At 43.2% G+C, this 20824-nt stretch carries 17 protein-coding genes and 1 other RNA gene; 8 read left to right on the forward strand and 10 right to left on the reverse strand.

Annotated elements, in window-relative coordinates:
* Positions 1-36 precede the first annotated feature (36 nt).
* A complete protein-coding gene (locus GRFL_RS12530; RefSeq protein ID WP_083644951.1) occupies positions 37-2502 on the reverse strand; it encodes a DUF5686 and carboxypeptidase regulatory-like domain-containing protein in 2466 nt (821 codons plus the stop codon).
* 41 nt (positions 2503-2543) lie between these two features.
* Complete coding sequence (smpB, locus tag GRFL_RS12535) at positions 2544-2999, reverse strand: SsrA-binding protein SmpB (RefSeq protein ID WP_083644952.1); 456 nt, start codon at positions 2997-2999, stop codon at positions 2544-2546.
* Positions 3000-3101: 102 nt separating this feature from the next.
* Between smpB and GRFL_RS12540 the strand changes: the two genes are divergently transcribed.
* A complete protein-coding gene (locus GRFL_RS12540; protein WP_083644953.1) occupies positions 3102-3845 on the forward strand; it encodes a DUF6503 family protein in 744 nt (247 codons plus the stop codon).
* A 7-nt stretch (positions 3846-3852) separates the two neighbouring features.
* Here the strand turns inward: GRFL_RS12540 and GRFL_RS12545 are convergent, their stop codons facing one another.
* The gene (locus tag GRFL_RS12545) at positions 3853-4362 is read right to left on the reverse strand and encodes a SixA phosphatase family protein (RefSeq protein ID WP_083644954.1); all 510 of its coding nucleotides are present in this window, start codon (positions 4360-4362) and stop codon (positions 3853-3855) included.
* Positions 4363-4397: 35 nt separating this feature from the next.
* On the reverse strand, positions 4398-5498 hold the full coding sequence (locus tag GRFL_RS12550; protein WP_169833976.1) for an esterase-like activity of phytase family protein: 1101 nt from the start codon (positions 5496-5498) through the stop codon (positions 4398-4400).
* Between the two features lie 117 nt (positions 5499-5615).
* Between GRFL_RS12550 and GRFL_RS12555 the strand changes: the two genes are divergently transcribed.
* Entirely contained in the window at positions 5616-5801 is a 186-nt protein-coding gene (locus GRFL_RS12555; protein ID WP_083644955.1) for a CsbD family protein, read from the forward strand.
* A 75-nt stretch (positions 5802-5876) separates the two neighbouring features.
* On the opposite strand, the gene clpB is transcribed toward GRFL_RS12555, so the two are convergent.
* The gene (gene clpB, locus GRFL_RS12560) at positions 5877-8483 is read right to left on the reverse strand and encodes an ATP-dependent chaperone ClpB (protein WP_083644956.1); all 2607 of its coding nucleotides are present in this window, start codon (positions 8481-8483) and stop codon (positions 5877-5879) included.
* Positions 8484-8656: 173 nt separating this feature from the next.
* On the opposite strand from clpB, the gene ytxJ reads away from it, so the two are divergent.
* On the forward strand, positions 8657-9055 hold the full coding sequence (ytxJ, locus tag GRFL_RS12565) for a bacillithiol system redox-active protein YtxJ (RefSeq protein ID WP_083644957.1): 399 nt from the start codon (positions 8657-8659) through the stop codon (positions 9053-9055).
* A gap of 50 nt (positions 9056-9105) precedes the next feature.
* Here the strand turns inward: ytxJ and fahA are convergent, their stop codons facing one another.
* Entirely contained in the window at positions 9106-10395 is a 1290-nt protein-coding gene (gene fahA / locus GRFL_RS12570; RefSeq protein ID WP_083644958.1) for a fumarylacetoacetase, read from the reverse strand.
* 109 nt (positions 10396-10504) lie between these two features.
* Between fahA and glyA the strand changes: the two genes are divergently transcribed.
* On the forward strand, positions 10505-11779 hold the full coding sequence (gene glyA, locus GRFL_RS12575; protein WP_083644959.1) for a serine hydroxymethyltransferase: 1275 nt from the start codon (positions 10505-10507) through the stop codon (positions 11777-11779).
* A 47-nt stretch (positions 11780-11826) separates the two neighbouring features.
* On the opposite strand, the gene GRFL_RS12580 is transcribed toward glyA, so the two are convergent.
* Both GRFL_RS12580 and GRFL_RS12585 read right to left on the reverse strand, forming a co-directional pair.
* Positions 11827-12204 carry an acyl-CoA thioesterase gene (locus GRFL_RS12580; protein ID WP_083644960.1) on the reverse strand — a complete coding sequence of 126 codons (378 nt, stop codon included), beginning with the start codon at positions 12202-12204 and terminating at the stop codon, positions 11827-11829.
* A gap of 25 nt (positions 12205-12229) precedes the next feature.
* Positions 12230-13294, reverse strand: coding sequence for a glutaminyl-peptide cyclotransferase (locus tag GRFL_RS12585; protein WP_083644961.1), 1065 nt, complete (start codon positions 13292-13294; stop codon positions 12230-12232).
* Between the two features lie 84 nt (positions 13295-13378).
* On the opposite strand from GRFL_RS12585, the gene ffs reads away from it, so the two are divergent.
* From ffs to fsa, 3 genes are all read left to right on the forward strand, one after another.
* An RNA gene (ffs, locus tag GRFL_RS12590) (signal recognition particle sRNA small type) lies at positions 13379-13477 on the forward strand.
* 42 nt (positions 13478-13519) lie between these two features.
* Positions 13520-14341 (forward strand): SDR family oxidoreductase, encoded by an 822-nt coding sequence (locus GRFL_RS12595; protein WP_083644962.1) that lies wholly within the window; start codon positions 13520-13522, stop codon positions 14339-14341.
* 40 nt (positions 14342-14381) lie between these two features.
* A complete protein-coding gene (gene fsa, locus GRFL_RS12600; RefSeq protein WP_083644963.1) occupies positions 14382-15038 on the forward strand; it encodes a fructose-6-phosphate aldolase in 657 nt (218 codons plus the stop codon).
* 48 nt (positions 15039-15086) lie between these two features.
* Here fsa and GRFL_RS12605 read toward each other — a convergent pair whose 3' ends face one another.
* Positions 15087-16484 (reverse strand): TlpA family protein disulfide reductase, encoded by a 1398-nt coding sequence (locus tag GRFL_RS12605; protein ID WP_083644964.1) that lies wholly within the window; start codon positions 16482-16484, stop codon positions 15087-15089.
* A gap of 166 nt (positions 16485-16650) precedes the next feature.
* On the opposite strand from GRFL_RS12605, the gene GRFL_RS12610 reads away from it, so the two are divergent.
* Positions 16651-18276: an ABC-F family ATP-binding cassette domain-containing protein gene (locus GRFL_RS12610; protein ID WP_083644965.1), complete on the forward strand. Its 1626-nt coding sequence runs from the start codon at positions 16651-16653 to the stop codon at positions 18274-18276.
* 82 nt (positions 18277-18358) lie between these two features.
* On the opposite strand, the gene GRFL_RS12615 is transcribed toward GRFL_RS12610, so the two are convergent.
* A complete protein-coding gene (locus GRFL_RS12615; RefSeq protein WP_083644966.1) occupies positions 18359-20719 on the reverse strand; it encodes a TonB-dependent receptor in 2361 nt (786 codons plus the stop codon).
* Positions 20720-20824: the final 105 nt, after the last annotated feature.

Raw genomic sequence — 20824 nt, forward strand, 5'->3', positions numbered from 1 at the left:
TATAGGAAAGCCGGGGTTTCTCCGGCTTTTTTAATTTCAGAATTTCAGACCAAAGATAAAAGCACCGTTTCTGTCGCCTCCAAAATCTGAAATAACATAATCCAGTCTCAGGAATCTAAATTTTCCAAAGCCAAGATTATCAATTCCAACTGAATATTCCGAATAGGGATCTCCGGCCTCACGAATCAATCGGTGAGCACCCAGGATCAGGTTGAAATTCAGTTTGTTCAGCAGAGGAAGTTTTCCAAGTGCCCAGCCCTGGAAGTCATGTTCCGCGTGAAATTCAGCATAATTCTGATTCGTGCTAAAATTGTAATACGGCATCAAATTAAATTTCCCAACATAGCTTCCAAAGCCAATTCTGGTCTGATTTCCGTTGAAATGCTGGTAATCTACGAGACTGATATTATCGGAATTACTGAAAAGACCACCGCTTACCTGGTATTCAAATCTTCCTTTATTGCCAACGTTAAAATCCTGCCTGATCCTCGCTTTCCATTGCGAGAAATTGTATTGGTCAACATTTGAACCAAAGCCCTGCTCATAACCGAGTACAAGCTCCGGGTAATTTTCCGAAGAAACATTGTATTTCCCGTTTGGATAATTCAGGTATTTCTGTCCGAAATTGATCGTGGTGGAAAGATTTAGTTTAAAAATGGAATGCTCCTGAAAAGGTTCACTGCCAAAATTAGCCGGTTGCAATGGGTTGTTGGATGTGTATTCCACATCATCGCGATCGATGAAAACATGATCGGTATGATTCGTCAGCGCATTCCTGTTTTCCCAGCTCAGACCTCCAAAAGCCCTTAAACCGGTAAAAATCTCCTGTTCATAACCGGCACTGATATAGCTTTTGCCATATAGTTTGCGGTAGTTTCTTTCAAAAAGTATCGTGGTTACATCGTTAAGAAGCGGACTAATAGCTTCCCTGTTGTTGATATCTTCAATGCTTGTCCCCCCTTCAATTCGTAAGTATGGCTTTCTGAAATTATTGAATTTCTTAAAGAATCCTCCTGAAATTCGATAACGTTCTTCATCCAAACCGTAGTTCATATTGGAATAAACTCGCCAGAAATTCTGCTGATCTTTTCCGGTTCGCTGGTTATAGGAAACAGTCAATTTTCCATTCCAGCCCTGTACCGTATTAAAATGAATTCCACCAATTGGAGCACTGATATTAAAATTGTTGTGTTTCCAGGAATTCTGATGATTATAACCAAAAAGCAGGTCGGTAATTTCAAACTTGTTCTGAACTACATCTACCGAATCTTTGTATTTTTTAGAGCCACGAACATCCTGAATGCTGTCTTTTTTGACATAATCTTCAATTTCTTCTGAAGTTAAAGGAACAGGACGTTGTGCTTCCCAGAAAATAGAATCCTTCTCGTTGGCATTTTCAGCAAAACTCAGGATCTCTTTTCCGAAGCTTTTTTTATCAAATCCCGGCTTGAAATCATAATTGCTATAGACTGCCGTAAAACGTCCGTTTCCACCAAAACCAAACATCTTAAAACTGAAATCCACGCTCTGAGAGATCTGGATATATAAGTCATTTTCTTCGGAATATTTATAATTCTGCTTGAAGACCAATGCTTCAATTGGTGGAACCTGAATGGCCTTTCCGGTAGTGGTCAATTCCACGCCGTAGATTTGCCAAAGGTCCTCCACGATGTAGATGAATCCGGAAAATACCCGGTCATTTTCCCGTTTCGGGAGCACTTCAATTTTATTGATGAGGTTTCCGCGGTCGTCATAAAATACACCGTTCAGCTTGTAGCGATAATAATTGAAGGCATATTCTGCGATGGGTGAGATCATTTCACTATTGATCTCCAGTGTGTTCTCGTAAAATGAAAAATAGGCCTCCTGTGCCGAATTTAAACTGAAACCGTTGTCATCACCGCTGACTTTGGAGGCAATGATCTTTTCCTTAAAATCATCTGGTTTTTGATAGGCAATTTCTGAAATCGTTTCGCTGAGATAAACGATCCCGCTACGCGTGGAATCCAGGCCGCCGCCCAAATCGCCAATTTCCTGGCCTAGAATTTTTTCCGGTGCGTTCTTGATGCGCCAGAGTCCGCGGGAATAGAAATCGGCCGTAAAGCTTTCGAGTTTATCGGCATTATTCTTCCGTTTTTTGATCGCAGCTCGAATGATCCGGTTAGCGGGATTTTCATTACTATTTACAACCACTTCATCCAGAGAAGTATTTTCAGCTTTTAAACTAACGTTTATCTCTACTGGAAAAGCATCTGATGAAATTGACTTTTTTAAGGTTTTATATCCCAGGAACTGGAAAACCAGCACATAATCACCGGCTTTTGACAATTTCAGTTCGTATAAACCTTCATCGTTGGTGGTGGTTCCGGTCTGCCCGCTTTCCGTATAAATATTTACATAGGGCAGGGGAGTTCCTTTTTCGTCGGTAACTTTCCCGGTAACCTGAGAATAAATGGGTAATGAGCTGATGAGGATCAGCAAAAAGAGTAATCGGTTAGACATGGTTAGCGTTGGATTTCTACCATAACGCAGGAATTCTGGAATTATTTGTATTCTTTCTGAATTCTATCCAGTCTGCGCTTGCTTTCTCTGTCTTTAATGGTCTCCCGTTTATCATAAAGCTTTTTACCTTTTGCCAGCGTGATCTGTAATTTGGCGAGTCCGCGGTCATTGATAAAAAGCCTAAGCGGAATAATAGTCAATCCCGAATTGGTGACTTCCTTTTCCAGTTTTCGAAGTTCGCGGCGCTGTAAAAGAAGTTTTCGGGAGCTTTTGGGATCGTGGGTAAAATGAGAGGCATGAGAATATTCTTCAACATGCATATTGATCACAAATAGTTCATGATTGCTGAATTCACAAAAACTTTCGGCAATACTGGCCTTTCCTTCACGAATTGCCTTGATCTCGGTTCCGGCCAGTTTGATGCCGGCCGTATATTTATCGAGGAATTCATAATTGAATTTTGCCTTTCGGTTCTTGATGTTGATGGTATTCTTCATAGATGACAAAAATACAAGCTTTAAAACAATAATATATTAAAGGCTTTTAAAAATATGGGCTTTGCAGGGCATTTCAGTATCTTTGTCGGCCAAATTTAAGAAATGAAACACCTCTCAGTTTTTGCAATTTTGATATTTTGCCTGGCTTGTTCTTCCGGTTCAGAAGAGTTAACGGCGGATGAAATAGTAAAGAATGCGATTGCCCATGCCGGCGGCGATAAGTATGACCATGCAAAGATCCATTTTCAGTTTCGGGACATGGAATATGCCAGTTCGCGCGATGGCGGAAAATACGTTTACCAGCGCTTTCAGAAGGATAGCCTGGACAATTTGATTACTGATGAGCTCAGCAATGAAGGTTTCCGAAGAATGATCAATGATAGCGTGGTGTCGTTAAGCGATTCTCTGAAAAAAGTGTACTCAAATTCGGTAAATTCGGTGCATTATTTTGTGCAGCTTCCTTATGGCCTTGATGCTGCTGCTGCCAATAAAAAGCTTCTGGGAAAAGACACGATCAAGGGCAAGGAATATTATGAAATCCAGGTGAGTTTCGATGCGGAAGGCGGCGGAACCGATCATGAAGACGAATATGTATACTGGATCGATACCCAGCATTACGAAGTGGATTACCTGGCATACAACTACGAAGTGAACGGGGGCGGAGTGCGTTTTCGGAAAGCCTATAACCCAAGAACCGTGGGAGGCATCAGGTTCGTGGATTACGAAAATTATAAATATGATGACCTTGCGGTAAAACTTTCCAAACTGGACAGCCTGTTTACGGCAGGAAAGCTACAGAAAGTTTCTACCATCCAGACAGAAGCTATCGAAGTCACCCGCGATTAAATTCTGATTAATTATGGTATTCCACGCGATCGGTGATGCTCCCGTCTGGTAGAATTTTTACAATAAATAGCGCGCCATTTTCTGAATCGTCAATATCTTCATATTTATCGTTCTTCAGAATGGCATTTACGAATTGCGGTGTAGTATTGCTGTGTCCTACCACCAGAACGGTCTTTCCCTTAGTAGCCTTTTGAAATTCTGAATTGTAAAGATCTCTGGGGTCATAGGTATCGATCCTCAGATCCTGCTGGGTAGCAACCGGTCGAGCGGTTTGCATGGTGCGAGCGTAAGGTGTGCTGTAAACGGCATCGAATTTTACATCTTCCAGGATCGTGGCCCAGTTTTGAGCTCGTTTTTGGCCTTCTTCGGTGAGTTGCGGATCCCGGTCATTTTTATTCGAACGGTCCTTCTCGGCGTGGCGAATGAAATAATACGTGGTGGCCGACTCGCTTTGCTGGTGTTTCTCCACATTGCTGCTGAAAAGCAGGGTGAGCAGGAGGATGAAAATTTTACTCATAATAATTAGATTTTCAGGATTAATCTAACGTGAAGTTAGTGTTCTTTATTTTTAAAATCTACCGTAAATAGCAGGATTTGTGAGACCTGCTCCGCAAAGCTGTTGAAGTTGTTATCAGAAACCAGCAACAGACTTGGTTTGCCGTTCATTTCAGGGCCAAAGCACATGCCTTCAATATTATCAATAATGCCGCTTTTCAGCTGGTCTTTAATATGCTTAAAATTGAAAATAAGACTTTTATGGGCTTTTTGATAACTGGCTTTTTTGAGGTTCTGGAATTCCAGGGTATTGGTGGCTTCCGTTGCGTCTACCTCAAAGATCTTTACCGTATTGCCATTGGAGCCGTAGCCGGCCGAATAGGCCCGCTCGAGTACGAGGAAACGATTGGGGGCATATTCCAGCAATTCGGTCACACCGTTAACTGCAAAAAAATTGATCGGTAACTTGGCAATTCCGTCCAGTTTATATACGAATTGCCGGACTGGTAAACCGGTTACAGCGTCATATTTGGTGAAACGAACGTGAGAATGTGTTGGATAGATCTTTGGTTTGGCACCATCTTTTTCCAGCGGAAGCTCCATCGCAACCCAGTAAGCTTTCCCGTCAAATGATTTACAGACCCCTTCAAAAACCCCGTTATTCCTTGGTTTTTGCGTTCCTGAAGCCGTAAAATAATTCGGAATTTTGAATTCAGTAGTGATCTTTCCATCTGTATTGACCTTATAAATCCCGGGATCGCTTCCGTTTTCGATATAGCCCTCGCTCGTTACCAGAAAGGCATCTGGTTCTGTTAGTTTTCGAACCGATTCCAGGTCGAAAACCGTATTCGGGAACGGTTCTTTCTGAAGCTGGATGAGATCGTCAAAATATACCGAATCGATTTGCTGATTTTCGGTTGAAATATGACCGGAATAGATCCTGGGATTCGACGACTGATCGCACACAAAATAAAATTCTCCATCTGCATAGTCTATACCCGAAAGTCCGCCTACGCGCGTGCCCTTAAAATCCAGATCGGGCGATATGATATATTCATCCTGGAAATGAAGCGAGACATCTTCCGTATGTATTTTTCGGCTAACGGCGCAGGAAAAGAAACTTGCGCAAAGAGCGAGCATGAATAGTTTTCTGATCATAGCATATATTTCAGAATTCAAAAATAACAATAGTTTAAGACAAATATGGGAGTTTGTTGGCAGAGGCCGGGGAAGTAGTTGGCTACTTTTATCTTATTAACACCTAAAACCAATGTTATGAATAGTGATCAGTTAGAAGGAAAATGGAAACAAATCAGAGGTGAGTTTAAACAGAAGTATGGAAGATTGACCGATGATGATGTAACCTATTCCGAAGGGAAGTTTGATGAAATGCTTGGAAAACTGCAGGAAAAAACCGGGCAGAGTAAAGAAGAGCTGAAACATGAGATCGATAAATGGTAATTATTGATAATTATGGGAAAAGAAAAGCGGCAGAGAAATCTGCCGCTTTTTTTAATATAGTTCAATGGGAAATATTCATTCCGTTTCTGTTAACTCTGCCTGATTCCTAAATACCAGTTCGTCATCAAATTCATCCAGCAGGATAATACTGTCTGTACTGATCTTGCCACCGAGAATCTCTTTGGAAAGTTTGTTCAGCACCTCTCGCTGCACCACCCGTTTAACAGGTCTGGCCCCAAAGGAAGGATCGAAACCTTTCAAAGCCAGGTAATTCACGGCTTCATCGGTTGCATCAAGGACGATGTGCTGTTTCGATAGCATTTTCCGGACGCCTTTCAGTTGCAATTCCACGATTTGGCGAATATCCTTCTGAGTTAGCGGACTAAACATGACGATATCATCGATCCTGTTCAGAAATTCTGGTCTTACGGTTTTTTTCAGCAATCCGAGAACTTCTTCTTTCGCTGCTTCCATCGCGGTATCCAGGTCTTTGATATTTTCAAATTTATCCTGAATGATCTGGCTGCCCATATTGGAAGTCATGATGATGATCGTGTTCTTAAAGTCTGCCACCCGACCTTTATTATCGGTCAGTCTCCCTTCATCCAGCACCTGCAGCAGAATATTGAAAGTATCAGGATGTGCTTTTTCGATCTCATCCAGCAACACTACTGAATAAGGTTTTCTTCGCACGGCTTCGGTCAACTGGCCACCTTCGTCATAACCAACGTATCCCGGAGGAGCACCAACTAAACGACTTACCGAATGTCTTTCCTGGTATTCGCTCATATCGATCCGTGTCATGGCCGATTCGTCATCGAACAGGTATTCTGCCAGCGCTTTTGCAAGCTCAGTTTTACCAACCCCGGTCGTACCAAGGAACAGGAAGGACCCGATAGGCCTATTCTGATCCTGCAAACCTGCACGGCTTCTGCGAATCGCATCACTCACTGCGATAATGGCTTCTTCCTGACCAACTACGCGTTTATGTAAGTCGGCTTCGAGATTGAGCAGTTTTTCACGTTCGCTTTGCAGCATTTTGGTAACGGGGATACCGGTCCATTTCGCCACCACTTCCGCTATATCTTCATTGGTCACTTCTTCCTGGATCAGCGATTTGCCATCCTGATTTTCGGCCACCTTTTGCTGTAATTTTTCCAGTTTTTCCTGAGCATCTTTGATCTTTCCGTACCTGATCTCGGCCACTTTTCCGTAGTCGCCCTCGCGTTCTGCTTTTTCGGCTTCCAGCTTGAAATTTTCAATATCAGATTTTAAATTCTGAATATTGTCAACTACTTCTTTTTCACTCATCCAGCGGGCGTGAAGGTCATTGCGCTCCTCCTTGAGATTGGCCAGATCGGCACGTAAAGATTTGAGCTTGTTCTCATCTTTTTCCCGCTTGATGGCTTCGATCTCGATCTCCAGCTGCATGATCTTGCGATCCAAAACATCCAGCTCTTCTGGTTTCGAATTGATCTCCATGCGGAGTTTCGAGGCGGCCTCATCCATTAAATCGATCGCCTTATCTGGCAAAAACCGGTTGGTGATATACCGCTGAGAAAGTTCCACGGCCGCAATGATCGCCTCGTCCTTAATGCGAACTTTGTGGTGCGTTTCATATTTCTCTTTGATACCGCGAAGGATCGAAATTGCACTTTCGGTATCGGGTTCTTCTACGGTCACCTTTTGAAAGCGCCTTTCTAAAGCTTTATCTTTTTCAAAATATTTCTGATACTCATCCAGGGTAGTGGCTCCAATTGCACGGAGTTCTCCTCGGGCCAGCGCAGGTTTCAAAATATTCGCTGCATCCATCGCACCCTGGCCACCACCGGCACCAACCAGTGTGTGGATCTCGTCGATGAATAACACGATATTCCCGTCGCTGGAAGTTACTTCTTTGATAACGGCCTTCAGCCTTTCTTCAAATTCACCTTTATATTTTGCACCGGCGATCAGGGCTCCCATATCCAGGGAGTAGATGCGTTTGTCTTTCAGGTTTTCCGGTACATCGCCGTCCACGATCCTGTGGGCCAAACCTTCTGCAATAGCCGTTTTACCGGTTCCAGGCTCACCAACCAGCATCGGGTTGTTCTTGGTTCTTCGGGACAGAATCTGGAGAATTCTCCTGATCTCCTCATCACGACCAATGACCGGATCCAGTTTTCCTTCTTCCGCAAGCTGATTGAGGTTCCGCGCATATTTATCCAACGAATTATAGGTCTCTTCTGCGCTTTGTGAAGTCACACGATCACCCTGCCGCAATTCTTCAATTGCTGCTTTCAAAGCTTTTTCTGTAGCACCCTGATCTTTTAAAATTTGAGCAACCTTGCTGGAAGATTTGAAAATGGCCAGGATCAAATGTTCGATCGAAACATACTCATCATTCATCTTTTTGGCGATGGTGGATGCCTCGTTCACGGTTTTACCGGCCTCGCGGGAGAGCATGATATCTCCACCGCTCACCTTCGGAAAGTTTTCCAGGCTTTTATCGAGAATCTGTGTGAACAGATTCACGTTGATGTTCAGTTTTTTCAGCAGAAAGGGAGTCACGTTTTCATCAACCATCATAATGGCTTTGAAAAGATGCTCATTTTCTATCTGCTGATGGCCCATTTCCTGAGCAAGCTGTTGCGCCTGCTGGATGGCCTCCTGTGATTTTATAGTAAAATTATTAAAGTTCATGATTTCTTTTTTCAGCTAAAAAGCAATTCATATACCATTACGAAAAAATGACGTTTTGTCTGTTTTTATTAAAAATTTTAAGACAAATTGACATTTATGATAAAAAAACGAAAAAGTCGGCCATTGTTTTTCTATTAAAATTACAGAGAATTACATTTGCAAAAAAGTATACTATGGGATTATTCGGAAAGTTGTTTGGAGACGAGGGAGGAGCAAAGAAGGAAAACGCTTCGAGTATTAATTGGGTGCAGCTCACGGAGATCAGCCAGTTAGGCGAAATTGAAAAGGAATCAGAATTGCAGTATATCGCCATACTGAAACATTCCACACGGTGCGGAATTAGCAGGATGGTGTTGAAAATGTTTGAATCTGATTACGATCTTCCGGAAGACGCTAATGTGAAAATGTATTTCCTGGATTTGATTGCCAATAGAGAGGTGTCAAATGCAGTGGCTGATCAATTTGGCGTGCGTCATGAAAGTCCGCAACTCATCGTGATCCATAACAGGGAAGTGGTGCATCATGCTTCGCATCAGTCTATTTCAGCTGGAAAACTGAAAGAACTGGTTTAGGAAGCCAGTATTAAAAATAAAAAAGCCCGGAGATGCCGGGCTTTTTTATGCTATTTTTTCTTCGGTTGATACACCGGTAGGAGCTTGGATCGAACTTCTCCAAATCCAATTCGGTATTGGCCGTTCTGGCAATGTCCTCGCATGATCACCGTGTCGTTATCTTCAATGAACTTACGTTCGCTGCCATCTTTAAGTTTTAATGGTTTGCTGCCGCTCCAGGTAAGTTCCAGCATCGATCCGAAAGAATCTTCCGTAGATCCTGAAATGGTTCCGGAAGCCATCATATCTCCAGAGTTTACCGGGCAACCGTTAACGGTATGGTGGGCCAGCTGCTGGCTCATATTCCAGTAAAGATATTTGAAATTGGAACGTGTGATCGTTTCCTCGCTGCCGCCTTCAGGTTCCAGAGAAACCTCAAGATTGATATCAAAACTTTTCTTACCTGTATATTTCAGATAGGGTAATAGTTCTTTTTCGGGTTTCGGACTTTCGGTCCTAAAAGGTTCCAAAGCATCCATGGTCACAATCCATGGCGAAATGGAAGAAGCGAAGTTCTTCGCAAGGAATGGGCCTAGCGGCACATATTCCCACTTCTGAATATCCCGTGCACTCCAGTCGTTGAAAATCACCATTCCGAAAATGTAATCTTCTGCCTCGTCTACCGGAATTGGCTCGCCAATGTGGTTGGCATCTGTGGTAATAAATGCCATTTCCAGCTCAAAATCCACTCTTTTGGAAGGCCCGAAAACCGGCGTATCTGCCTCTGGTGGCATAGTTTGTCCCTGTGGGCGGTGTACCGGAATTCCAGATGGAATGATGGAAGAGCTTCTTCCGTGGTAACCAACCGGGATGTGCAGCCAGTTTGGTAATAGAGCATTATCAGGATCGCGGAACATGCTTCCAACGTTTGTGGCATGTTCTTTAGAGGAATAAAAATCGGTATAATCACCTACCTGTACCGGCATTTGCATCTCGATCTCGTCCAGTGTGAAGAGCACTCGGGTGCGATGATCGTCGTTCTCTTTCAGGGCGGTGTTATTTTCATCAAAGATCTTGGCAATGCGGTTTCTCACCAGTCGCCAGGTCTTTTTCCCGTCTGAAATAAAATCGTTTAAAGTGTCCTGTAAAAATATATCGTCGGTTAACGGAATTCCGTCAAAATAACCTAACTGATGCAAGGCCCCAAGGTCTATCGCGTAATCTCCTATTCGTGTCCCGATCGTGATCACATCATCGCGGGTCAGAAATACTCCAAATGGAATATTCTGAATAGGAAAATCGCTATTCTCGGGAATTTCGAGCCAGGTTTTTCTATTCGGATCGTTCGCGGAAATTGACATAAAAAATGTTGGTTTTTTGTTAAAATCTAGTTGATTCAAATATATTATTTTCCTGTAATTAACCGAATTTGTTTGTTACTTTTACCGAATATTTAACGAAAAAACTGAAATGCAGCGAGACACTCAATTATTCGACTTAATAGCACAAGAAAAAGAGAGACAGTTAAACGGTTTAGAGCTTATTGCCAGTGAAAATTTCGTAAGTGACGCGGTAATGGAAGCAGCCGGCTCGGTTCTGACCAATAAATACGCAGAAGGTTATCCCGGTAAGCGTTATTATGGAGGTTGCGAAGTGGTTGATGAAGTAGAACAACTGGCTATAGACCGCCTGAAAGAACTTTTTGACGCGGAATATGCTAACGTGCAGCCGCATTCTGGTTCCCAGGCGAACACTGCTGTGTACCATACCTGCCTAAAACCGGGAGATAAATTCCTTGGTTTTGACCTTTCACATGGTGGGCATCTTACGCATGGCTCCCCGGTGAATTTTTCCGGAAGACTCTACGAACCGGTATTTTATGGGGTAAACAAGGAAACGGGAAGGCTGGATTATGATGAGATCGCTGAAATCGCTCGCCGCGAAAAACCGAAAATGATTATTGCCGGAGCTTCGGCTTATTCCAGGGAGATCGATTATAAGCGTTTCCGCGAGATCGCGGATGAAGTAGGAGCGATCCTTTTTGCGGATATCGCGCATCCTGCGGGTCTAATTGCCAAAGGGCTTATTAGTGATCCAGTGCCTCATTGCCATATTGTGACTTCTACTACTCATAAGACCTTGAGAGGACCTCGTGGAGGGATCATCATTATGGGTAAAGATTTCGATAATCCTTTCGGGGAAAAACTGAAGAATGGTAACCTGAAAAAAATGTCGACTTTATTGAATTCGGCCATTTTTCCAGGGAACCAGGGAGGTCCGTTAGAACATATCATTGCAGCGAAAGCAGTGGCATTTGGTGAAGCGCTTACAGATGAGTTCCTGCATTATACGGTTAGAGTGAAGAAAAACGCCGAAAAAATGGCGAAAGATTTTGTAGCGAAAGGTTACGAGGTCATTTCCGGAGGAACAGATAATCATATGATGTTGATCGACCTGAGAAATAAAGGTGTGAGCGGGAAAGAAGCCGAAGAGGCTTTGAATAAAGCTGGAATTACCGTGAATAAGAACATGGTTCCTTTTGATGATAAATCGCCTTTTGTGACTTCTGGAATCCGAATTGGGACGCCGGCAGTGACCACACGAGGCCTGGAGCAGGAGGATATGACCAGGATTGTGGAGCTGATCGACCGGGTCATTCAGAATATTTCAGATGAAGCAGAACTTGCAGCTGTTAACGAAGATGTTAAGAAAATGATGCAGGGAAGACCATTATTTCAATGGTAATCTGCTGATCACCGAACTATAAGATAAAAGGCCGCAATTGCGGCCTTTTATTTTTCAAATACTTTTTTCATCTCTTCGGAAATCTTCGTGGGCTTCCTGCTTTCCGCATCCAGTAAACACCAGGTCGTTTTCGCTTCTGCCAGCGATTTGCCGCTATCTTTGTTTTTGATGATGACGTGACGAACAGAAGTCACATTCGTTGTATCTCCCACATAAGTCTGCATCAGGATTGGATCATGTAGAAAAGCTTCTTTCTTATAAGAGATCTCGTGTTTGATAACGACCCAGATATGCTTTTCTTTTTGCTCAGGAGTTGCGCGCGCTTCCCAGTGAGCTTCAGCGATATCCTGAACCCATTGAACATATTGCACATTGTTTACATGCTGCTGCTTATCCAGATCAGATTCCCGGACAGCAAATTCCATTTCAAAAATCTCCGGTTCGATATGCTTAGTTTTTAATGATTCGCACTTCGAATAACTTGTCCCAGTCTTTGCCCGTCACATACAATTTTCCGTCAGCACTGTTATAAGCAATTCCATTCAGCACTTCATTCACTGGGTCAAGGTCGTTCTTGTTTCCAATTCGATCCTGCAAGCCTTTAAAATTGATGATAGCTTCAATAGCACCATTCTGAGGATTGATGATACTAACGCTCGGAAACTGGTAAGTATTGGCGTAGATCTTTCCATCAACCCATTCCAGTTCGTTGAATTTTGATTTGATCCCTTTATTGGTAGCGACCTGAATATAATCTTCTTCGGCAAGTGTTTCGGAATTCAAAATCCAGATCTTTTCCGTTCCGTCGCTTTTGTAGATTTTCTCACCATCGTTACAAAGTCCCCAGCCTTCTTTGCTCTGGTTGTAACCGAAACTCCCGGTTTTTTCGAATTTCTGAACGTCATAAATAAAACCAACATCACTTTGCCAGGTTAACTGAAAGATCTTATTATTTAGAATAGTGAGCCCTTCCCCGAAGAACTGGTCATCCAGTTTGATCTCGTCAAGGATCTCACCGCTTTCCAGGTCTACTTTCAGGAGTCTGGATCTTCCCCGTTGCCCGGTACTTTCATAAAGCTGCCCGTCATGGAACTCGAGTCCCTGGGTATAGGAGGTATTGCTGTGAGGAAATTCATTGATCACCTCAAAAGTGTAAACGGCTGGTGCCTGATCGTTGAGGATCTTGATCTCTTTGGAAATCGTATCAACCTGTTCTCCGGAATAGATGATCGCTCGAAGTGGCCAGTTCCCGAGACGGGAATCCTTCAGGTTAAAATTGAAATCTTTCCCGGATGATTGCAGGGTTTGATTTCCGAGGAAATAGGAGATGGAGTCGATCGGTTTATTTTCTTTGTTCAGAATGGAGCCTTTTACCGACTCGTTCAAGTGAAAACTCGACTTGTTTCCTTCAAATTGTATCGAAAAATCAGATTTATTTTTACCGTTTTTGCTTCCGCAGGAAAAAATGAAAAAGTTTAAAATAAAGATAGCCAGGAGGTTAAAAAATCGCTTCATGAATCTTGCTTATTTTGCCCTGCTAAATTAACCATTTCAGGATAAAAAAGCTTGCCTAAAGGTTTAAAGATTGTATATTTGCAGCGGCAAGTCCCACACAACCAGCTCCTGCTGAATCCCCCAGGGCGGGAACGCAGCAAGGGTAGGCGGTCGTAGCGGTGTGATGTGGGTCGCTTGCCATTTTTTGTTTCCGCTTTTCTCAAAAAAAGTGCATCTTTGTGCGGTATGGAAAACGGGCAGTCTACAGGCAAAGTCGTCTTTATTACCGGAGCTTCTTCCGGAATTGGAAAATCTATCGCGACGCATCTTTCTGAAAATGGTTTTAAGGTTTATGGAACGAGTCGGAATCCGTCTAAAAATCCAAATTCCCCTTTTGAGCTGGTAGCCTTGGATGTGACCAGTCCGGAAAGCATCCGGCAGGCAATCTCGCAGGTTTCAGAAAAAGAAGGGAAAATCGATATTCTCATCAATAATGCGGGCGTGGGTATTACCGGTCCTATTGAAGAAACTCCCGAAAGCGAGATCAAAAAGGCTTTTGAGACCAATTATTTCGGCCCGCTGAATGTCATCAAGAACACCGTTCCCCTAATGAGAAAGCAGGGTGGCGGCCTGATCATCAATATTACTTCTATCGCTGGTTATATGGGCCTGCCTTATCGCGGTATCTATTCAGCCACCAAAGGTGCGCTGGAAATTACTGCGGAGGCCTACCGAATGGAACTCAAACAGTTCGGTATTAAAATGACCAATATTGCACCTGGAGATTTTGCAACTAACATTGCGGCCGGTCGCTATCATGCTCCTGTCCTGGAAGATTCCCCTTACCGGAAAGCGTATGGTGACACGTTGCAACTGATGAATGAACACGTAAGCGCTGGACAGGATCCTGATTTAATGGCGAAGGCGGTTTTAAAGGTCATTGCGGAAGACGATCCAAAAGTACATTATAAGATCGGGGATTTTTTGCAAAAATTTTCAGTGAAGCTGAAAGGACTGTTACCCGATAAGATGTATGAAAAAATGCTGATGAAGCATTATAAATTGTAATTTTACGAATCAAATTAAAAATTCAAAATAACGCACAACTATGAAATTCTTTATTGATACGGCAAATCTCGACCAGATCAAGGAAGCCCAGGACCTTGGGGTTCTTGACGGTGTAACCACCAACCCGTCGCTTATGGCGAAGGAAGGGATTACCGGAAAAGACAATATTTTTAAACATTATAACCGAATTTGTGAGCTGGTTGATGGGGATGTAAGCGCGGAAGTGATCGCTACAGATTTCGAAGGCATGATCAAAGAAGGAGAAGAGCTGGCTGAACTTCACGAACAGATCGTTGTGAAGATCCCGATGATTAAGGAAGGTGTGAAAGCGCTTAAATACTTTAGCGACCGCGGGATTCGCACCAACTGTACCCTGGTATTTTCGGCTGGGCAGGCATTGCTGGCTGCTAAGGCTGGAGCAACCTATGTGTCTCCATTTATAGGTCGTTTAGACGATATTTCTACTGATGGACTGAACTTGATCGCTGAGATCAGACTCATTTATGATAATTATGAATTCGATACGCAGATTCTTGCTGCTTCGGTACGTCATACCATGCATGTACTGGAATGCGCAAAAATTGGAGCTGATGTAATGACGGGCCCCCTATCTTCTATCGAAGGATTGCTGAAACACCCACTAACAGATATCGGTTTGGAGAAATTCCTGGCAGATTATAAGAAGGGAAATCAGTAACACAATTTTCCAATGAAATAAAGAAGGCTGCTGAAAAGCGGCCTTTTTTTATTTATTCAGAAATTCCAAAATATCTTCTTCAAAATCCTTGATGGAACTATAGGAGATATCTCCTTTCTGAATCACTCCTTTTTTATCTACGAATAACACCTTGGTCAGGTAATTCTTGTACATATCGTTGCCAATATTTCGATTGGCAATTTGGTACTCGTATTTTTTATCGTAACTAAAAGTCTCCAGAACACGAAGCCAGTTTTCATAGGTCTGGCCGTCGATATTGACCGTGTAGAAATCAATTTCCGGGTATTTTTCCCGCAGGTCTTTCACGATCTTATGCAGCCATTGATGGTGATCTAGCGCGTAAATAGACCAGCTCATAATGATGCTTGGTTTATCAATGATCTCCCCGTAAGTCGTTTTATTACCGTTTGTATCGATCAGGCCTTTATCAGCAATGGAATTGCCTTTCAGGTAGGAGCGCTGCATCCTGGAAAGTCTTTCAATATAGTCCAGGCGTGCATAATCAATGCTTTTCAGGAGATTCAAAACAAAATCAATTCCACGATCGGTCTCACTCATAATGATACTTTGAGTGGCGAAACGGTCAATGAACTTGTGTTTCAGCTTATCATTCTTAAACAATGAATCGGTTAGCTCGATTCGTTTGCTTAAATTCTGAAGGCTGTTCAGGTTATAACATTCTTTTGTCTGGCAGTCCTCGATCGATTTCGATCTTAAATAATCATCAAGAAAATTGGTATAGACATACAGATCTTCCAGGTCTTCATCGCTAAAATTGATATGTTCGCGGTAATTGTTGAAATTTTCCGGAATTTCAGCAGAAAGCGCAGGATAATATTTATGGATCAGGAAGGAATAACGCTCGCGCAGGTCGTAAAATTCATAATTCACACTGGCCTTGGCAAGTTTCAGGTAAGTATCGCTCAATTCTTCCTGTTCTTCCAGTCTTTCAAGTGATTGCATGCGATCATCACGAATAGAATCTGTGATTTCGGCAAAGCGTTCCGGTTTGATCTTGTAATACTGAAGAATGAGATCGTTATTGTCCAGATTTCTGATGAAAATATCCAGCAGAAAATTGCTTTTTTCGGCACCGTCTCCGCTAAAGTTCAGCGAACGGTCAAAATCCAGTGTATTCAGCCAGATCACCACACTGTCTCCGGGCTCCAGGTACATGATCTGATTTTCCGGGGAATGTTTAAAAGTATAGATACCGCTCTCGAGGTCGTCATATTCCTTGCCGAACTGGTTTTGCTGGTTGAGGTAAAGAGTGTCAATGATGCTGTCTTCCTTGGAAAGGACTACGTAATCGGTTTCGGGATTGTTGATCTGGCCACCTACAAATACGTGCTGATCTCCTTCCGGTTGATTGTTACATCCGGAAAGTAGAAGTAGGAAACCAATTAAAAGCCAGGCGTATTTCATGTAGGTGTACTGGGAATCACAATTTCGGCTGCTTCGATAAGCAAAGATAGATGGTGGGATAGGGGCTCTATGTTAATCAGGCGTTAAAACGAATTTTTAAAACGTTAATCTTTCTCATTAAGATTGATTATAACTACTTTTGCACAAATTTTAATCGAAGAATTTTATGCTTTCAGTTTCAAATCTTTCCGTACAGTTTGGTAAAAGAGTGTTGTTTGATGAGGTGAATGTTACGTTTACCCAGGGTAACTGTTATGGGATCATTGGTGCGAACGGTGCCGGGAAGTCCACTTTTCTGAAGATCCTTTCAGGAAAATCAGAAGCAACTTCCGGAAAAGTTCACCTGGAACCGGGAAAAAGAATGTCGGTTTTGGAACAGGATCACAACGTTTATGACGAATATCCGGTATTGGAAACCGTGATGCGAGGGAATAAGCCGCTTTTCGCCGTGAAGACCGAAATGGATGCCCTGTATGCCGATTATTCTGATGAAAATGCCGATCGTATCGGGGAGCTGCAGGTACAGTTCGAGGAGATGAATGGCTGGAACGCGGAAAGCGATGCAGCCGCCATGCTTTCAAACCTGGGGATCAGCGAAGACCTGCATTATACTTTAATGAAAGACCTGGACGGGAAACAGAAGGTTCGTGTATTGCTGGCACAGGCCTTATTTGGCAGCCCGGATGTATTGATCATGGATGAGCCTACGAACGACCTGGATTATGAAACGATTAACTGGCTGGAAAATTTCCTTGCCAATTATGACAATACGGTCATCGTCGTTTCTCACGACCGTCACTTCCTAGACGCGGTTTGTACGCATATTTCTGATATCGACTTCGGGAAGATCAATCATTTCAGTGGGAACTATACTTTCTGGTATGAATCATCTCAGTTAGCTGCCAGACAGCGCGCGCAGCAGAATAAAAAGGCTGAAGAAAAGAAGAAAGAACTTCAGGAGTTTATTCAGCGTTTCAGTGCGAACGTGGCAAAAAGTAAGCAGGCTACTTCCAGAAAGAAAATGATCGACAAGCTGAATATTGAAGAGATCAAACCTTCCAGCCGTCGTTACCCGGCAATCATCTTTGAAAGAGAACGGGAAGCGGGTGATCAAATTCTAAATGTGGAAGGCCTGGAAGCCAGTATCGAAGGGGAAACACTTTTCAAAAATGTAGACATTAACCTGGCCAAAGGCGATAAGGTGGTAGTGTTCTCCAAAGATTCTCGTGCCACGACCGCTTTCTACGAAATTATTAACGGAAAACAGGAGCCTGTAAAAGGAAAATTCCAATGGGGTGTCACAACCTCACAGTCCTATTTACCGGCAGATAATTCTGAATATTTTGAAAATGATCTTACGCTGGTGGACTGGTTGAGACAATGGGCCAAAACGGAAGAAGAGCGTGAAGAGGTTTACATTCGCGGCTTCCTGGGGAAAATGCTTTTCAGTGGAGAAGAAGCCCTGAAGACCTGTAGGGTACTTTCCGGAGGTGAAAAAGTTCGCTGTATGCTAAGCCGGATGATGATGATTCGTGCCAATGTGGTGATGCTGGATGAACCTACGAACCACCTGGACCTGGAATCGATCACGGCTTTCAATAACTCCCTGAAGAATTTTAAGGGAACCGTACTGTTTACCACGCACGATCACGAATTTGCTCAAACAGTAGCGAACCGTGTGATCGAGTTGACTCCGGGAGGAGTAATTGATCGTTACCTGACATTTGATGATTACATGAGTGATAAGGCGATCCGGGAGCAACGCGAAAAAATGTATGCTGTAGAAGCTTAGACAGCTCCAATAAATAACTAATGAAATTCAAAAAGCCTGAAGGATCCTTCAGGCTTTTTTCTGGCTAAATCAAACAAATATTTTAGAACAGACCGCCTCCGCCGGAGTTGTCATCATCTCGCTGTTTTCTTTTAAGAGCACGGTTCTTTCCGCCTCCAAAACGATACGAGAAACCTAAGTATACTGTTTGAGTTTCGTTATTGAATTCCCCATTTTGCGCAAAAGGTCTGCCGCCATTTATACGGAATTTTTGCGTATTGAATACATCGTTGAAATTCAGGCTTACTGTAGCCTTATTGTCTTCCAGGAATGAATACCTGGCACCCACGTTCACGAAGTAGAAATCATCAATATCCAGCTGAAGGTCCTGTTGTTTGCTGCGATACATTCCGAATAAAGAGAAAGAAAGCGCCTCAGAAGCTTTGAAATTGTGGCTGCTTCTAAAGGTGTAAGCTGTGTTGTCTACTTCAATGATTTCTCCCCCCACTGCTCCCTGCAAGGTGTTGTGGTAGATTTCCAGTCCGGAATTCGTGCTCCACCAGTCAAAGAATTTGTAGTTCAGTGAAAATTCTGTTCCATAAGAATTGGTATCCCCGTAATTCGCAAAGGTCAGGAAAATGGAACCTGGCTCATTTTCAACTTCCTGAAAGATCTGGTTGATCTGGTCATTGGTTCTACGGTAAAAAACGCCGCTGGTCAAACTTCCCTTTTTACCAAGTTTACGGGTGAAATTGAATTCCAGGGAATTGGTGAATTGTGGGTCCAGTTCCGGGTTTCCGGCTACAGTAAGCCGCGGAGAAGCAACCTGCCTGATCGGGTTTACCTGGCTGAAACCTGGGCGGTCCACTCTTCGGCTATAACTTAACTGAAAGGTGTTCTTCTCACTCTGATTGTAACTTACGAACGCACTTGGGTACACCGTGATATAATCATCCTGGTACACTTCATCCCCGTCATAGTACGCATCTACATTGTAGCTTTCCAGCCGGGCGCCGAGCTGGTAGCTCCACTTTTCGTAATTCTGACCGAAGGTGGTGTAGAAACTGTAAATATCGCGGTTATATTCGTACTGTGCGTCGCTCAATTGCGGGTTGCCGGCATCGTAATCATTATCGGTGGTCAGGATGCGTGCTTCGGCACCGAGTTCCAACTTGGAAACTTCACTGAAAGGGTTTACATAATCGATATTTCCGGTAAAATTTTGTCGGTTTTCATTTACGATATCAGTATATGGGACAAAATCAAAGCTATTTTCCCCAAAGTCTACGTTGGTACGTTCTTCTTCATCGAAATTGTTGAAATCCAGTTCCACCTGCAGGTCATGCCCGTCATCGTTGAAATCATGATCAAACAATAGGTTGTAGCTGGAGTTGGTATTGTCAAAATTGGCATCCAGGTTTTGCCTGAAACTGTTGGAAGCATCTCCAAAATCAGTAAATTCCAGGTAAGCCAGCGGCCCGCCTTCATACAGGTTTTGATTCGTGTATACCGAAAGGGTATTCTTCTCGTCCATATAATAGTCAATACCGATTTTGTACAAATAAGACTCCCTGCGGTTCTGAGCCTTGAAATGTTGCTGACTATTAGACTCCGGAAGATTGATAGTTCCTTCGTTCTGGCGTTTTCCGAAGTTCCCGCCCAAATTTCCGTAGAAATTGAATTTACCGGTGCGGTAATTCATGTCCAGCGAACCGTTAAAGCGAGTATTGACCCCCTGCGTAAGACCGGTGTTCAGGTTTCCGTTGAAGCCCTGGTTGGCATTTTTGTGCAGGACGATATTGATGATCCCGCTCATTCCTTCCGGGTTGTATTTTGCGGAAGGATTGGTGATCAGCTCAATGCTTTTGATGGAAGTGGAAGGAATTTGCTTCAGCAGCTGTGCAGGATCCATATTTGTGGGTTTTCCGTCTACGAGGATGCGTACATTGCTGTTTCCGCGAAGCGAAATATTGCCGTCTTGGTCCACGTTTACCGAAGGAACGTTCTGCATCAGTTCCGAAGCGCTGGCGCCGGTGGTCATCAGGTCTTTACCCACATTGATGATCTTCCGGTCCACGCGCTGTTCGATCGTGGTTCTTTCGGCAACCACCACTGTTTCATCGAGCATCGCAACATCAGGCTCCAGGCGAATGGTTCCCAGGTCGATTTTCTGACTGTTACGATCGATGTGGATTTCTTTGGTGTAGGTTTTATAACCTATGAACTGAATTTTGAAGACATAAACCCCGCTCTTGATATTTTCAATGGAAAAACTTCCATTATCATCAGAAGTGATACCGGTCACTAAATTACCTTCCAGATCATTGATGACCACTGTGGCATAGGGAATGGGTTCGTTGAGTTCTCCATCCATCACCGTTCCGGAGATTCTTCCGAAGGGATCGGTCATGGAATGGCAAATACTGCCAATAAGCAATAGACAAGCTACGAATAACTGTTTCATTTTTTGATTGATTTTAATGATGATTTATGTATAGCAAATTACTTTGCATTACCTAATAGATGAAAATAGGTTTTCGCAAATTCAATGCTTTCTATTATTAAGACG

The sequence above is a fragment of the Christiangramia flava JLT2011 genome (genome assembly GCF_001951155.1).
In the GTDB taxonomy this organism is placed as follows: Bacteria; Bacteroidota; Bacteroidia; order Flavobacteriales; family Flavobacteriaceae; genus Christiangramia; species Christiangramia flava.

Excerpts from the sequence above, each read along its gene's own strand:
- GRFL_RS12530 (WP_083644951.1), bottom strand. The coding sequence starts at position 2,502 with ATGTCTAACCGATTACTCTTTTTGCTGATCCTCATCAGCTCATTACCC.
- smpB (WP_083644952.1), bottom strand. The coding sequence starts at position 2,999 with ATGAAGAATACCATCAACATCAAGAACCGAAAGGCAAAATTCAATTAT.
- GRFL_RS12540 (WP_083644953.1), top strand. The coding sequence starts at position 3,102 with ATGAAACACCTCTCAGTTTTTGCAATTTTGATATTTTGCCTGGCTTGT.
- GRFL_RS12545 (WP_083644954.1), bottom strand. The coding sequence starts at position 4,362 with ATGAGTAAAATTTTCATCCTCCTGCTCACCCTGCTTTTCAGCAGCAAT.
- GRFL_RS12550 (WP_169833976.1), bottom strand. The coding sequence starts at position 5,498 with ATGATCAGAAAACTATTCATGCTCGCTCTTTGCGCAAGTTTCTTTTCC.
- GRFL_RS12555 (WP_083644955.1), top strand. The coding sequence starts at position 5,616 with ATGAATAGTGATCAGTTAGAAGGAAAATGGAAACAAATCAGAGGTGAG.
- clpB (WP_083644956.1), bottom strand. The coding sequence starts at position 8,483 with ATGAACTTTAATAATTTTACTATAAAATCACAGGAGGCCATCCAGCAG.
- ytxJ (WP_083644957.1), top strand. The coding sequence starts at position 8,657 with ATGGGATTATTCGGAAAGTTGTTTGGAGACGAGGGAGGAGCAAAGAAG.
- fahA (WP_083644958.1), bottom strand. The coding sequence starts at position 10,395 with ATGTCAATTTCCGCGAACGATCCGAATAGAAAAACCTGGCTCGAAATT.
- glyA (WP_083644959.1), top strand. The coding sequence starts at position 10,505 with ATGCAGCGAGACACTCAATTATTCGACTTAATAGCACAAGAAAAAGAG.
- GRFL_RS12580 (WP_083644960.1), bottom strand. The coding sequence starts at position 12,204 with ATGGAATTTGCTGTCCGGGAATCTGATCTGGATAAGCAGCAGCATGTA.
- GRFL_RS12585 (WP_083644961.1), bottom strand. The coding sequence starts at position 13,294 with ATGAAGCGATTTTTTAACCTCCTGGCTATCTTTATTTTAAACTTTTTC.
- GRFL_RS12595 (WP_083644962.1), top strand. The coding sequence starts at position 13,520 with ATGGAAAACGGGCAGTCTACAGGCAAAGTCGTCTTTATTACCGGAGCT.
- fsa (WP_083644963.1), top strand. The coding sequence starts at position 14,382 with ATGAAATTCTTTATTGATACGGCAAATCTCGACCAGATCAAGGAAGCC.
- GRFL_RS12605 (WP_083644964.1), bottom strand. The coding sequence starts at position 16,484 with ATGAAATACGCCTGGCTTTTAATTGGTTTCCTACTTCTACTTTCCGGA.
- GRFL_RS12610 (WP_083644965.1), top strand. The coding sequence starts at position 16,651 with ATGCTTTCAGTTTCAAATCTTTCCGTACAGTTTGGTAAAAGAGTGTTG.
- GRFL_RS12615 (WP_083644966.1), bottom strand. The coding sequence starts at position 20,719 with ATGAAACAGTTATTCGTAGCTTGTCTATTGCTTATTGGCAGTATTTGC.